The 13,732-nt window shown below is 34.0% G+C and carries 16 protein-coding genes; 15 read left to right on the top strand and 1 reads right to left on the bottom strand.

Annotated elements, in window-relative coordinates:
• Window positions 1–118: 118 nt before the first annotated feature.
• The 5 genes from CLFE_RS13545 to CLFE_RS24490 all read left to right on the top strand — a co-directional run bounded on the left by CLFE_RS13545 (window position 119) and on the right by CLFE_RS24490 (window position 3,048).
• Entirely contained in the window at window positions 119–664 is a 546-nt protein-coding gene (locus CLFE_RS13545; RefSeq protein ID WP_250944624.1) for a DUF4405 domain-containing protein, read from the top strand.
• The gene (locus CLFE_RS13540) at window positions 657–1,196 is read left to right on the top strand and encodes a flavodoxin family protein (protein WP_077894784.1); all 540 of its coding nucleotides are present in this window, start codon (window positions 657–659) and stop codon (window positions 1,194–1,196) included. Before CLFE_RS13545 ends, CLFE_RS13540 begins: the two co-directional genes overlap by 8 nt.
• An 80-nt stretch (window positions 1,197–1,276) precedes the next feature.
• The gene (locus CLFE_RS13535; protein WP_077894785.1) at window positions 1,277–1,936 is read left to right on the top strand and encodes a flavodoxin; all 660 of its coding nucleotides are present in this window, start codon (window positions 1,277–1,279) and stop codon (window positions 1,934–1,936) included.
• Between the two features lie 35 nt (window positions 1,937–1,971).
• Window positions 1,972–2,745 carry a prolyl oligopeptidase family serine peptidase gene (locus CLFE_RS13530; RefSeq protein WP_250944622.1) on the top strand — a complete coding sequence of 258 codons (774 nt, stop codon included), beginning with the start codon at window positions 1,972–1,974 and terminating at the stop codon, window positions 2,743–2,745.
• Window positions 2,746–2,793: 48 nt separating this feature from the next.
• Window positions 2,794–3,048, top strand: a complete 255-nt coding sequence (locus CLFE_RS24490) for a hypothetical protein (RefSeq protein ID WP_432706048.1) — start codon at window positions 2,794–2,796, stop codon at window positions 3,046–3,048.
• Between the two features lie 464 nt (window positions 3,049–3,512).
• Here the strand turns inward: CLFE_RS24490 and CLFE_RS13520 are convergent, their stop codons facing one another.
• Window positions 3,513–4,367, bottom strand: a complete 855-nt coding sequence (locus CLFE_RS13520; protein WP_077894786.1) for a LysR family transcriptional regulator — start codon at window positions 4,365–4,367, stop codon at window positions 3,513–3,515.
• Between the two features lie 134 nt (window positions 4,368–4,501).
• Between CLFE_RS13520 and CLFE_RS13515 the strand changes: the two genes are divergently transcribed.
• The 10 genes from CLFE_RS13515 (at window position 4,502) to fliB (ending at window position 13,657) form a co-directional block, all read left to right on the top strand.
• Complete coding sequence (locus tag CLFE_RS13515) at window positions 4,502–5,353, top strand: aldo/keto reductase (RefSeq protein WP_077894787.1); 852 nt, start codon at window positions 4,502–4,504, stop codon at window positions 5,351–5,353.
• A gap of 118 nt (window positions 5,354–5,471) precedes the next feature.
• Window positions 5,472–6,317 (top strand): aldo/keto reductase, encoded by an 846-nt coding sequence (locus tag CLFE_RS13510; RefSeq protein ID WP_077894788.1) that lies wholly within the window; start codon window positions 5,472–5,474, stop codon window positions 6,315–6,317.
• A 129-nt stretch (window positions 6,318–6,446) separates the two neighbouring features.
• Window positions 6,447–7,664 carry an MFS transporter gene (locus CLFE_RS13505; protein ID WP_077894789.1) on the top strand — a complete coding sequence of 406 codons (1,218 nt, stop codon included), beginning with the start codon at window positions 6,447–6,449 and terminating at the stop codon, window positions 7,662–7,664.
• 94 nt (window positions 7,665–7,758) lie between these two features.
• A complete protein-coding gene (locus CLFE_RS13500) occupies window positions 7,759–8,748 on the top strand; it encodes an aldo/keto reductase (RefSeq protein WP_077894790.1) in 990 nt (329 codons plus the stop codon).
• Between the two features lie 41 nt (window positions 8,749–8,789).
• Window positions 8,790–9,422 (top strand): flavodoxin family protein, encoded by a 633-nt coding sequence (locus CLFE_RS13495; RefSeq protein WP_077894791.1) that lies wholly within the window; start codon window positions 8,790–8,792, stop codon window positions 9,420–9,422.
• A 142-nt stretch (window positions 9,423–9,564) separates the two neighbouring features.
• Window positions 9,565–10,122 (top strand): flavodoxin family protein, encoded by a 558-nt coding sequence (locus tag CLFE_RS13490; protein WP_077894792.1) that lies wholly within the window; start codon window positions 9,565–9,567, stop codon window positions 10,120–10,122.
• Window positions 10,123–10,217: 95 nt separating this feature from the next.
• A complete protein-coding gene (locus CLFE_RS13485) occupies window positions 10,218–10,700 on the top strand; it encodes a flavodoxin (protein ID WP_077894793.1) in 483 nt (160 codons plus the stop codon).
• A gap of 29 nt (window positions 10,701–10,729) precedes the next feature.
• Complete coding sequence (locus CLFE_RS13480) at window positions 10,730–11,626, top strand: alpha/beta hydrolase (protein ID WP_169851005.1); 897 nt, start codon at window positions 10,730–10,732, stop codon at window positions 11,624–11,626.
• Between the two features lie 18 nt (window positions 11,627–11,644).
• Window positions 11,645–12,364: an alpha/beta hydrolase gene (locus tag CLFE_RS13475; RefSeq protein WP_139356217.1), complete on the top strand. Its 720-nt coding sequence runs from the start codon at window positions 11,645–11,647 to the stop codon at window positions 12,362–12,364.
• Between the two features lie 27 nt (window positions 12,365–12,391).
• A complete protein-coding gene (gene fliB / locus CLFE_RS13470; protein ID WP_077894794.1) occupies window positions 12,392–13,657 on the top strand; it encodes a flagellin lysine-N-methylase in 1,266 nt (421 codons plus the stop codon).
• Window positions 13,658–13,732: the final 75 nt, after the last annotated feature.

Here is a 13,732-nt window from a genome sequence, read left to right as displayed (position 1 = left end):
GATTGATATCGCAATGAGTATTGCTTTATTTGTACTCATGTCATTCCAGTTCACCGGACAGAAGAATCATGAGATTGCAGGAACAGTCATGCTTATATTATTTTTTCTGCATCACTTTATGAATTATAAGTGGTATTCTACACTTGGAAAAGGAAAGTACTTTATACAGAGAAGTCTTTTGATCATAGCAGATATGTTACTTCTTATAGATATGATTGTTCTGATGGTTAGTGGCATCGGAATGTCTCAATATATTTTTCGGTTTCTCGACCTGAATATGAGTTGGTTTCTTGCAATGAATCTGCATGTGGTTTCAAGTTATGCAAGCTTCTTATTAATGGGATTTCATATAGGATTACATTATGGAATGATCCTTGGAATGTTTCGTAAGGTATTTCATATTACGGAGAAAAGCGAGATACGGACATGGATTCTGCGAGGTATTGCAGGGATGGCAGCTGTATATGGAGTGTATGCATTGGTTAAAAGAAATTTTATATCTTACATAACATTACAAATGCACTTTGTATTTTTCAATTATAAAGAACCATTTATTTTCTATGAGTTAGATTTACTTGCAATAACAATTTTAATGATCTTTGCTGGATATTACCTACAGAAACTATTTATATATTTAAAAGCAAAGGAGAAACGTAATGAATAAAAATATTTTCATTTTATCAGGAAGTCCAAGAAAAGGTGGCAATTCAGATATTTTATGTGATGAGTTCGCAAGAGGAGTTACAGAAGCCGGCAATATCGTAGAAAAAGTATTTTTGAGAGAGAAGAAAGTCGGTTATTGTACTGCTTGCTATTATTGTAGGGATCATGCTGGAATCTGTGCCATAAAAGATGATATGTCACAAATATTAGAACGAATGCATTGGGCAGATGTTATCGTGCTTGCAAGTCCAGTATATTTCTATTCCATTGATGCACAGATGAAAACAGTAATTGACAGAACACTGGCTCAGTGGACAAAATTGAAGGATAAAGAATTCTATTATATTATGACATGTGCCGATGAAGACAGAGCTGCCATGGAAGTGACACTGGAGTGTTTCCGTGGGTTTGCGGCTTGTCTGGGTGGTTCTCAGGAAAAAGGTGTGATCTATGGAACAGGAACATATGAAGCTGGTTCCGTAAAAACAAAGAAGACAATGCAGGAAGCATATGAAATGGGAAAGAGAGTGTAATGGAGATATTTTATCTTTCAAGAAGCTAGTTTTGTCAATAGAGTTAATTTAAAAATTTATTTTATACGAGGAGAATAAGCATGAAAAACAAAAAAATAATCATTATAGGTTTAATCTGCACATTTCTTATGGGTGTGCTTGCCGGATGTGGATCCAATACAAATGAAAACCAGGCAGGAAAATCACAGAAGGTATCACAAAAAAAAGCGATAAATAATGATTCCAGTAAAGAATCAACTGAAACAGAGGGTAAAAGTGGAAAAGTGCTTGTTGTGTATTATTCGGCAACAGGTAATACAGAAGCGGTTGCTAAAACAATTGCAGAGACTATGAAAGCAGATACTTTTGAATTGAAACCTGTAAAACCATATAGTAATGATGATCTGAACTGGTCAAATAATAACAGTCGTGTAACAAAGGAACATGATAATCCTAGTAGCAGAAATGTTCAGCTTACCACTACAACAGTTGATAATTGGAAGTCATACGATACAGTGTTTATCGGCTATCCAATCTGGTGGGGAATTGCAGCTTGGCCTGTAGACGGATTTGTAAAAGCAAATGATTTTACAGGAAAGACAGTTATTCCGTTTTGTACTTCTGCATCCTCAGATATTGGAGATAGTGGCAAACTACTTGCTAAGATGGCGGGAAAAGGTAACTGGCTTAAAGGTGAAAGATTCCCTTCTGGTGCTTCTACAGAAGATGTACAGAAATGGGTAGAAAGTTTGAGAAAATAGTTTATGAAGAAAAAAAGTATTATATGGTAGCAATTGTGCTCTGTTCACTTTTTGCCATAACAGCTTGTAAGGATTCGACTGACAAGAAAAATGCATCATTAAATACAATTATGAATCGGAATCAAAGGTCTGAGAAGAAAGAAATAAGTGAAAAGAATGATGAAGACAAGAGGAAAACGGATAAAACAGATGAGTATGTTACATCAGGGAAAAAGGAATATAGAGGATTTTCTGTAGACAATGTTTTACATACTAAATCGGGTGAAGCAATTCATTATAATGTTTATATTCCTAAAGGCTATGATGGAAATGAAGCATATGCTTTGTATTTTACACTTCCAGGATATCAGGGGCTTTACTTTCAGGGTGTGGCAGAAAATATCAGAACAGAAGAGTTTGGATTTGAGGCACAAAAGTACAATGATAGAATGATCGTCGTAGCCCCACAGTTGGAGGATTGGGGCGAAACATCAGCAAATGAGACAATTGAATTGGTGGAATATTTTTTACAGAATTATAATATTGATACGAAGAAGGTCTATGCTATTGGATATTCAGGTGGTGGAGAAACCATGTCCTTGGTAATGGGGAAAAAACCAGAACTTTTCACTGCTTATCTGCAATGCAGTTCCAAGTGGGATGGAGCATATGACAAAGTAGTGAAAAGTAGAACACCAGTATATTCTGCAGTTGGTGAAAATGATGAATATTATGGTTCTCAGCCATCAAAGAAAGCTTATAATACACTTCGCAAGCTTTATCGGGAACAGGGGCTGTCCAATAAAGAAATTGGACAGCCCCTGTTCTAGATGTAAAAAGTGCTGATTATTTTACAAGTCATGGAATAACAAATCAACATGGTGGCGGTGGGGCATTATTTTCCAAAGATATACATATCATGGGCTGGCTATTTAATAATAAAAATCAAAGAAAAAAGGAGAATTAAGACAAGGAGAAAAGACTTTGAAGCGAAACCATATTTGTATCCTCAACCAGTACTGATTATCGGTACATATAGTGAGGATGGAACCACAAATGCGATGAATGCAGCTTATCTTAAGATTGGTGAAAAGGTGGGTAATGCTTTTTCTGATGGAAAGAAATTGAATTAATTAATAGTCAATGCCCGAATGGCGGAAGGAGAAATAAATCATGGAATATGTAAAATTAAGTAATGGAGTAGAAATGTCTATATTAGGCTATGGAGTTTATCAAGTAACTAAATCTTGATAAGAAAGAGAGTTCATTCTTCTCACATTATGATCCAGCGATGGTTGAATGGTTCGCAAAGATGGTGGAAGAACGTAAAGAAAAGCATGACAGCAATAAGGAAAAGAAGAGCTAGTAGCATATAAGGCACCTTTCATTTCAGAAGAACATCCATAGGTTTGTGTAAATTAAAATAGACAAGCGTGATGCTAAATGGATTTCTAATCTTTTTCGTTTGGATGTTGTCCGTTCTTCTTTTATTTCTTCGAAGATATCGAATCAAACTTGCCTATATTGAAAACTGCCGAGAAGAACCGTTATCAAAACATCATGACCATTTCGCGTATCCGTTTCGCAGAGTCTATAATCAGAGCATGTGCTTTTCAATCTCATGAAGAATAATTTCCATTTTGTTCTTTGTGCTCCCAAGACACATAAAATAATATGATACGGTAGCTTCTGAATCTAGAATTGGAATAATTACACGATTTGTAGCATTACCATAGTGTTTTATGGACAAATCAGATGTAAAAGAAGGAAGAGCAGAGTTCCTAACAAGTTCTTCAAAGGAGAATCGTTCATCTTGAACTAAAAAATGAGAAGAAGGCATAGTCTTTAAACATAGATCATTCCAAAGCCCAATTTTAGAAAAGAGAAGAAAATTTTCGCCATCTATATCATTAAAATGAACACCTTTGTGTCCAGCTAAGGGATGGGCTGGTGGAAGGGATAAAAATAAGTGCTCTTCTCCATATTTTATGCAATGTACATCTGAATCGTCTATAGCTTCATGTAAAATGATAAATTGGTATATGCCATCTCTTAACCCTTGCAATAATAGTTTTGTACTTTTCATATCTGAGGATATTGTCATTTCTGGATAAAGAGTCGATAACAGAGGAGTGACAGACCATAAAGGTGCAGGAGCACATGAACCTACGGCAATAGTATGCTGACTTCTGTCAAATGAACGTATACGTTCTACCATGTCGATCGCTTGATTTAATACTCTTTCAGCATATTCTACCGCTAAGGCACCATTTTGATTTAATACTATTTTATTCTTTTGGCGTTCAAATAGTAGCACATGAAGTTCATCTTCAAGCTTTTGCATAGAACGACTTAGTGCTGGTTGAGACAAATGTAACTCCTCTGCAGCTTTTGATAGTGTTCCATATTTAGCAAATGCCAGTAATTGTTCTAATTGATATATTTCAAACATAGTTCTACCTCCTAATTACTATATCGTTTCAGTATGCATTTTAATTATAGCACATTTCGCAATTGGCATTGTACTTTTTTATAAAAAATGTTTATACTTATTTCATAACGAAGAAGAAACTTGGAGATCGTAAAATGAAATATATTATTTTAAATAATGGAATTGAGATGCCTATAGAAGGCTATGGAGTTTTTCAAATTCAAGATCCAAAGCAGTGCGAACAATGTGTAAGTGATGCAATCGATGTGGGATATCGCTTGATTGATACCGCAGCAGCTTACTTTAATGAAGAAGCTGTAGGGAGAGCAGTCAAAAAATCAGGTATTTCAAGAGAAGAACTATTTATTACTACAAAGTTATGGATTCAAGATACAGGATATGAAAATACATTAAAAGCTTTTGAAACCTCTATAAAAAAACTTGGATTTGATTATCTTGATTTATATTTAATTCATCAACCGTTTGGTGATTATTATGATTCTTGGAGAGCAATGGAAAAACTGCAAAGGGAAGGTTATATCCGTGCTATTGGCGTTTGTAACTTTAGTCAGGAACGTCTAGTTGATTTGTGTTTGAATAGTGAAATCACTCCGGCAATCAATCAAATTGAAATACATCCTTTCCATCAACAACAGTCGGCACTTAATATTATGAAAGAATATCAGGTGCAGCCGGAAGCATGGGGACCGTTGTCTGAAGGGCAGAAGGATATATTTAATAATAAGACACTATTGAAAATTGGAATTAAGTATGGAAAGAGTGTTGCACAAGTTATTTTAAGGTGGCAAATACAGCAAGGTGTTGTGGCAATTCCTAAAACAGTTCATAAAAAGCGTATGAAAGAAAATATAAATATATGGGATTTTGAGTTGAGTGAACAGGATATGAAAGTAATATCAAGTATAGATATTGGACATAGTGAAATAATAGATTATAACAGTACATGTACGGCTAAATGGCTTAATAGATGGAAAATTCACAATTAAATAATAATTCTATGCGTTCTATAGATAAATTAGTGCGATGTTTTACAGTCGAATATGACTGATAACATATAAAGAAGCAAATAAACAACAAAAATATAAAAAGAGAGAGGTACTTAAAATGGAATTTGTAAAATTAAATAATGGAGTAGAAATGCCAATATTAGGATTTGGAGTTTTTCAGGTAGCTGATCCAGCAGTATGTGAGCAGGCAGTATTAGATGCAATTGAAGTAGGATATCGTTCTATTGATACAGCACAGGCTTATGGAAATGAAGCAGCAGTAGGAAATGCAATAAAAAAATGTGGTGTTCCAAGAGAAGAATTATTTATCACAACAAAGGTTTGGATTTCAAATGCTGGTTATGAAAAGGCAAAAGCTTCTATAGAGGGATCATTAAAGGCAATGCAGCTTGACTATATTGATTTAATGTTGATTCATCAGCCATTCAGCGATTACTATGGAACATACCGTGCTATGGAAGAACTTTATAAAAAAGGAAAATTAAAAGCAATTGGCGTGAGCAATTTCTATCCTGATAGATTCGTTGACCTTTCACAGTTCGCTGAGGTTCAGCCAGCTATCAATCAGGTTGAAACACATGTATTTAATCAGCAGGTAGTAGCCAAAGAATATATGAAGAAGTATGGCACACAGATTGAAGCATGGGCACCATTTGCAGAAGGTAAGAATGACATGTTCAATAATCCAGTATTAAAAGAGGTCGGAGCAAAATATGGGAAAAGCGTTGGTCAGACAGCACTTCGTTTTTTAATTCAGAGTGGTGTAGTTGTAATTCCTAAGTCAACACATAAGGAAAGGATGATTGAAAATATCAGTGTATTTGATTTTGAATTATCAGATGATGATATGAAGAAAATCGAAGACTTAGATACTAAGGAAAGCTTATTCTTTTCACACCATGATCCAGCAACAGTTGAGTATATAACAGGATTGGTAAGATAAAGAGACATAATATTGAAAAAGGAGCTGGGAGACTACCACCCTTTTTCAATATATAAGAAGTTAGAAATGGAAGGGTATAGGATAACTCTGTACACAACATAACAAATGAAAATTTAGAGAGGACAAAAAATGAAAAATAAATCAATGAGAAAAATTTCTATTTTATCAGTTTCGCTTATGGTTGCATCTGCAGGGGCTATGAATGCCAATATTCCTGCAATGGCAAAGACGTTTTCTGATATACCATTATCATTAGTAGAAAATTTGATTACAATTCCGTCTTTATTTCTTATGATTTCGGTATTAATAAGTGGTTATATTGCAAGACATATTGGATATAAAAGAACAATTCTTATTGGTATTGGAATAGTTGCTGTCTGTGGATTGGTGCCAATTACATCAAATAATTTCTATTTGATTTTTATTTCAAGAGCTTTATTTGGCTTTGGAATTGGATTATTTAATTCTCTATTAGTAGTTATGATTAAATATTTTTATGATGATAATGAATGTTCAACATTATTCGGATTTCAGAGCTCTTGCGAAGGATTAGGTGGACTAGTAATTATTTTTGTTGCCGGACAATTATTAAGAATAAATTGGCAAATATCATTTTTAGCTTATATTATTGCAATACCAGTATTCATTTTGTTTGCTATTTTTGTACCAAATGTTCCAGCGAACAAAATTATTTTAAAAACTGCAACAGTTAGTGATAAAAAGGAACAAGGAGATAAAAATCTAAACAAGGGAAGTTTCCTATCAGTCTTAGGATATGTTGCATTAATATTTACAGTGGCTGTTCTTTATATGACCATGGGTATAAAAGTAACAACATTAATGATAAATATTGGTTATGGAACTGCTACTGATGGAAGTACAGTTAATCTTATGATTGGAGTAGGAGCTATGATATCAGGATTGTTATTTGGTAAACTTGTAAAAGTAACTCAAGAATTTACTTTACCAATCGCATTCATATTATTGGCAGTTGCAATGTTTTTAATAGGTTTTTCAAATAGTGTATTTTTAACAGCTATTTGCGGTCTTATTATAGGATTTGCATTTAGAATGGTTATGCCGTATTTAATTAATAAAATTAATAGTGGCTCTATTAAAAATAGTGAACTTTCTACATCTTTATTATTAGTAGGCTATAATTTAGGTGCATGCACATCACCGTATGGTGCTATGATTTTGGAGAAAATTTCATGGATCAAATCACTTAGAGGAACCTTTTATACAGAAGGAATAATATTCGTAATTCTTGCTGTTTGTAGTGTGGGATTTATAATTTTTTATTTAAGTAAAAAAGGTATTAATGATATTGAGGAAAATTGTGCATAAACATTAATCTTGTCGAAGTTTCTTAAAACTTGGAGGGATTGATGAATGTAACTATTGTATTTTTAAATATACAGAAAGATGGGAGGTTTTAAAAATGAAAAAACGTAAATTAGGAAATAGTGGTCTTGAGGTTTCAGCAATTGGACTTGGGTGCATGGGGATGAGTTATGGATATGGAAGTGTTTCAGATACAAAGGAAATGATTTCACTTATGCATAAGGCTATTGAAATGGGATATACTCTTTTTGATACTGCTGAAGTATATGGACCATATATTAATGAAGAACTAGTGGGTGATGCATTGAGACCTTACAGAGATAAAGTCGTAGTCAGCACTAAATGTGGAATAAAAATAGTTGATGGAAAACAGGTTTTGGATGGAAGACCAGAAGTAATTAGAGAATCTTTAGAGGGATCTCTTAAGAGATTAAAAACGGATGTAATTGATTTGTACTATTTACATCGAGTGGATCAAAATGTGCCAATTGAAGAAGTCGCAGATACAATGAAGAATTTGATAAAAGAAGGAAAGATAAAGCATTGGGGACTTTCAGAAGCAGGAGTAGACACAATTAGAAAAGCACATGAAATATGTCCACTTACAGCAGTAGAAAGTGAATACTCTATGATGTGGAGACAGCCTGAAGGAGAATTATTGCCAGTCTTAGAGGAATTAGGAATTGGATTTATGCCATTTGCACCATTGGGAAAAGGATTTTTGACAGGTTCTTTCAATAAAGATACTGAGTTTGCTAAAGGTGACCTTCGTAGTCAACTCCCAAGATTTTCATCGGAAAATATGAAAGCAAACCAGACATTAATCGATTTAATTCATAAGGTAGCAGAAGAAAAAGGTGCTACACCTGCACAGATAGCTTTAGCTTGGGTATTAGCACAAAAAACTTGGATTGTTCCAATACCAGGTACAACCAAAACTCATCGTTTAGAGGAGAATGCAGGCGCAGCAGAAATTACTTTGACGAATGATGAACTAAGCAAATTGAAAGATGCACTATTAAAAATTACTGTAGTTGGAGAGCGTTACCCAGTAGGATCAGATATGGCTAAAAGAGCAGGAAAATAAATATAATAAAAAATACTATTATAAGAAATGGAGAGATAATAATGAAAGTGTTATTAGTAAATGGAAGTCCACATGAGAAAGGATGTACGTATACTGCAATATCAGAAGTTGCAAATACTCTACAGAAGGAGGGCATTGATACAGACATATTCTGGATTGGCAATAAGGCATTGAATGGATGTATTGCATGCAAGACGTGTATTACAAAGAAGAGGTGTGTATTTGATGATAAAGTAAATGAATTTCTTGATATAGCTGCAGATTATGATGGTTTTATTTTTGGTTCACCAGTACATTTTGCAGCTGCAGGTGGAGCAATAACCTCATTTATGGACAGAGCATTTTATACAGATCTTAATGGAGGCAGGCAGTCATTTTATTTGAAGCCGGCAGCATGTGTTATATCTGCCAGAAGAGCTGGAACTACAGCGACATATGACCAATTGAATAAGTATTTTGGATTGATGCAGATGCCTATTGTTTCTTCACAGTATTGGAATATGGTTCATGGTGCAACACCTGAGCAGGTTAAACAGGATTCAGAAGGATTGCAAACTATGAGAATATTAGGACGTAATATGGCATTTTTCCTAAAATGTAAAGAAGTAGGACTTGAAGGTGGTGTGGAAATGCCAGAACGTGAAACTGGGATATTCACTAATTTTATAAGATAAAGTTCCGATGTACTGAATAAGTGAATTAAAAAGAAAATCTCATTAGCTGTACTGAAAAATATATCATAATGAGATTGTTTCTACAGTTTAGTTAAAAAAAATAAAAATGATAAATATAGAGATATAGAGAGGATTGATTTTCATGAAAAAAATATTGTTTATTACAACTACACCTACAATTGGAGGTAACGGTGATACATTGATTGAAGTCGCCATGGAATCAGCGAAGAAAAAAGGGGCAGAAGTTCAAAGAGTAGATGTGAGAAACAAGAAGATCTATTCATGTAAAGCTTGCTATAAATGCAAAAATAATGGTAAATGTGTACAAGAAGATGATTTTGCTCAATTATTAGCCTTAATACACGAAAGTGATGGAATTATTGCTGAAGCACCAATCTATTATAACTGCATGACTTCGCAGGCTATTACGGTAATTGATCGTTTTTGTTGTACATTTTGCTGCCCAACCTATGAGTTAGGTCCAAAGAAAAAGGTGGGCGTTTTGTTGACCTGCACAGGATCTTCACCTGAAGAAATGAAACGCCATGTTAATAATATCTTAACGCTTCCAAGCCTTCAAAAATCCATTGAAGAATTTAAAACAGAAGTGTTTACAAATTGTGGTTCTGCAGATTCTTGTTTACACAATAAAGAATATTTAGAACACGCTCGTATGATTGGAGAATGGGTTGCAGAATAAAATATGCAGCTATAGGTACTGTGGACTGGAATTTCAACAATACTAAATGTATAAGATATATCTATATTAAAAGCAAAGAATAGGAGAGGATAGAAATGGCAAAAAGTTTAATTGCATACTTTTCACATTCTGGAAATACAGAAGTAATAGCAAACGTAATAAGTGATAAAGTAAAAGGTGATTTGTTTAAAATTGATACAGTAGAAGTGTATCCAACTAATTATCATGAAGTAGTTGAGGTAGCTAAAAAAGAAAAAGAAAGTAACAGTAGACCGAAACTATCAACTAAGGTAGAAAATATGAGTTCTTATAATGTAGTATATATCGGCTTCCCAAATTGGTGGAGCACAATGCCGATGGGTGTATTTACATTCTTAGAATCATATGATTTCTCTGATAAGACCATTATTCCATTTTGTACACACGGAGGAGGTCAAATGGGTAACAGTCAAACAGATATAAAGAAACTTTGTCCGAAATCAAATGTTCTAAAAGGGCTCCCAATTAGTGGAGGCAGCGTGCGTACGTCGGAAAAAGAAGTATTAAGTTGGCTTCAGAAATTAGGAATGATTTCATAAATTAAATAAAAAATAGTGAAAGTGAGAGTATGGAAAAGAAAATTTACACACATATGAAAACAAGTGATACGATTAGAACTATTTTAAAACATCCAGCCTTTGATGGATTTAGTCAGCTTATACTTCCTTTAGAGTTTGGATATCAGGTGAACATGCCATTGTCAAAGGTGCAATGGCTTCTTCCATATCACAGCAATGTAAGGTCTAAAAACGTTGTGGATACCATCAATTATATGATTGACGAAGTGGCAGATGGACAAAAAATCTTTTGCGATATTTACAGTAACGAAGAGAAGAAGAAAGATTCAGAGAAGAATAATACGGGATTGTTCTTTTTTCGTGGAAAGACAGATAAGCCTTTTGCAATTGTATGTCCAGGAGGAGGCTTTTCATATGTTGGATCGATTCATGAGGGCTTTCCGCATGCTATAGAGTTGAGCAAACAAGGATATAATGCTTTTGTCATACAGTATCGTGTAGGAGGTGTTGATGTGGCATGTGAAGACCTTGCTGCGGCGATTGCATATGTTTTTAGTTATGCAGATGAACTTGGAGTAAGCACAAAATATTATTCTCTGTGGGGTAGTTCGGCAGGGGCGAGAATGGCAGCTTACTTAGGCTCTTATGGAACGAAAAGATTTGGTAAAAAGGAACTTCCTCGCCCTTCAGCAGTTATCATGGCATATACCGGACATAGTGATTACACTAGAAATGATCCTTCTACCTTTGTGGTGGTAGGGCAACAGGATGGTATAGCGAATGCATCTACAATGAAGCGTAGGGTAGACGCACTTGACAGACTTGGAATTGATACAGAACTTCATGAATATTCAGGTGTTGGACATGGATTTGGTCTTGGCATCGGTACGAGTGCAGAAGGTTGGCTGAATGAAGCGGTTCGTTTTTGGAAAATATCTATGTTATAAAGAAAGGAGACAAATTGTATGGAAAAAGTAGCAGCAACTTTCCTGGCATTCTTGCTTCTGTTTAGCCTTACAGGTTGTAGAGGAAAAACAGACAACAATCGCGATTTGTCGACTGCATCCTCGGAATTTGCCACAAAAAGCAGTAACACAGGAAAGTTGAGGGAAAATAGTGGTGGAACTGCGGCAAGTTTTTCACCTAATCTGCAAAAGCAACAGACTGTCTATCTATGGGAAAAAGGCAACATGCCGATTGTTACCCAATATACAAAAAACAACGGTAATTATACAGACAATCGGGATTTTCGCCCTAATCTAGTGACAGTTCCAGCAAAAGAAGGAACCAAAATAAAAGGCGCAATCCTTATTTGCTCTGGTGGCGCGTTCCAGGTGCGCAGCAATGGAAAATCACTTGATCTTAATTATATTCCAGATAAGATGGACGAAGTTTCCGCTGATGCCAGTAGCGTTGGTATGATCTATTCCTTTTACGGAAGATTAGCGATTGCATCTACAGATGTGAAAAAATTTGCAGCATCTGATTTACCACCTGCATATTTTGTTTATGGAACAAAAGATCCTTTTGCAGATGATTTCCCAGCCTGTGCAAAAGCTCTGCGAAAAGCGAGCGTATCAGTAGAAGAACATGTTTTGCAAGGGTGGCCTCATGGTTTTGGTGCTAATGGTGATTGGATTCCAGGTTATGACAAGTGGTTAACAAAAATTTTTAAGAACAATTAAAGGAGAAAAATACTAGGAGTGATGGACTTGAGAAAAGTACTACAACCTAATTATGTGCCCAAATTTACATGTATAGCTTCAAATTGTGAAGATACTTGTTGTTCAGGATGGAGAGTTGCCATAGATAAAGAAAGTTACGATAAATATCAAGATGCTGTGCAAAAGGATGGAGATGAATTATTTAGAAGTAAAATTACAAGGAAGGATGTAATGGAGGTAGAAGGTAGCTTTGCTGAAACAGTACTATCGGATAATACATGTTCTTTTTTAACAGAAAAGAAACTTTGTAGTATTCAGAAGATGTACGGAGAAAGTTATTTGTCAGTTACTTGTGGTATTTTTCCGCGTATTTATAACATGGTTAATGGAAAGTTGGAATTAGCTATGGATATGTCTTGTCCACATGCTGTGCTTCTTGCTTTGCTAAATCCTAATCCAATGCAGTTTTCATTGATAGATAAAGATGAAGATACTAGAATTAGTAAAATATCGACTTTAAATTTATCTGATGGTAAATATCCGGATGAAGTTTATCCATATTTTGAGAAATTAAGAACATTTACTTTATCACTTTTACAGAATAGAAATTATACCTTTGAAAATCGCTTAATTATACTTGGAAAATTTTGTAATGATTTAAATCAGATGTATACTAATTCAAACAGTGATGAAGTTATAATGCTTATTAAAAAATATACATATATAATTGATAATTATGGTTTTAATAAAATTATTAGCACTATTCCAAAACAACCTGCAGCTTTGTTGAAAACACTAGTTATTTTAATCGAATATAGATTAAAATCAAGTGTTACCAGTAAAAGGTTTTTGGAATGCTTTGAACAGTTCAAACAAGGACTTAATTATACAAATGAAATGTCAGATGAGGATTTGGCTGCTTTATATATGCAAGTTAAATCTAACTATTATGACAATTTTATGAGTCAGCATGAATACATTTTTGAAAATTATTTTGTAAATTATGTCTTCAAAAATATTTTTCCTTTTGGACAAAAAATAAGCATTTATAAAAAAGAAACTTTTAAAGTTCCTAAAACTGTATTTACAGAATTTATGTTTATAGTTACACATTATGCAATGATTAAAAATTTATTAGTTGGTATAGCTGGATATAATAAAGAGCAATTTGGAGAGCAGCATATTATAAGGTTAATACAATCTTTTTGCAAAAATATTGAGCATGATATTCCTTATCTTCAAACTCTTCTGAAATTTTTTCATGATAATAAAATGATTAACTTTCCTTGTGCAGCAATGCTTATCAAAAATTAAATTGTGAAGATTTGAGATATGATTTATGAAGTGAAAAATATAGTGAATTTTAATCTATGATGATTTACAAAAACA

It is taken from the genome of Clostridium felsineum DSM 794, assembly GCF_002006355.2.
GTDB lineage: Bacteria > Bacillota > Clostridia > Clostridiales > Clostridiaceae > Clostridium_S > Clostridium_S felsineum.
Note: the sequence above shows the minus strand (reverse complement) of the source record. Positions and strands in the feature narration are given on the sequence as shown.

Coding starts and splice junctions, on each gene's coding strand:
- CLFE_RS24490 (WP_432706048.1), top strand. CDS start 2,794: ATGGTGGCGGTGGGGCATTATTTTCCAAAGATATACATATCATGGGCT.
- CLFE_RS13545 (WP_250944624.1), top strand. CDS start 119: ATGAATTATAAGTGGTATTCTACACTTGGAAAAGGAAAGTACTTTATA.
- CLFE_RS13490 (WP_077894792.1), top strand. CDS start 9,565: ATGAAAAAAATATTGTTTATTACAACTACACCTACAATTGGAGGTAAC.
- CLFE_RS13475 (WP_139356217.1), top strand. CDS start 11,645: ATGGAAAAAGTAGCAGCAACTTTCCTGGCATTCTTGCTTCTGTTTAGC.
- CLFE_RS13510 (WP_077894788.1), top strand. CDS start 5,472: ATGGAATTTGTAAAATTAAATAATGGAGTAGAAATGCCAATATTAGGA.
- CLFE_RS13495 (WP_077894791.1), top strand. CDS start 8,790: ATGAAAGTGTTATTAGTAAATGGAAGTCCACATGAGAAAGGATGTACG.
- CLFE_RS13480 (WP_169851005.1), top strand. CDS start 10,730: ATGGAAAAGAAAATTTACACACATATGAAAACAAGTGATACGATTAGA.
- CLFE_RS13515 (WP_077894787.1), top strand. CDS start 4,502: ATGAAATATATTATTTTAAATAATGGAATTGAGATGCCTATAGAAGGC.
- CLFE_RS13535 (WP_077894785.1), top strand. CDS start 1,277: ATGAAAAACAAAAAAATAATCATTATAGGTTTAATCTGCACATTTCTT.
- CLFE_RS13520 (WP_077894786.1), bottom strand. CDS start 4,367: ATGTTTGAAATATATCAATTAGAACAATTACTGGCATTTGCTAAATAT.
- CLFE_RS13505 (WP_077894789.1), top strand. CDS start 6,447: ATGAAAAATAAATCAATGAGAAAAATTTCTATTTTATCAGTTTCGCTT.
- CLFE_RS13485 (WP_077894793.1), top strand. CDS start 10,218: ATGGCAAAAAGTTTAATTGCATACTTTTCACATTCTGGAAATACAGAA.
- CLFE_RS13500 (WP_077894790.1), top strand. CDS start 7,759: ATGAAAAAACGTAAATTAGGAAATAGTGGTCTTGAGGTTTCAGCAATT.
- CLFE_RS13540 (WP_077894784.1), top strand. CDS start 657: ATGAATAAAAATATTTTCATTTTATCAGGAAGTCCAAGAAAAGGTGGC.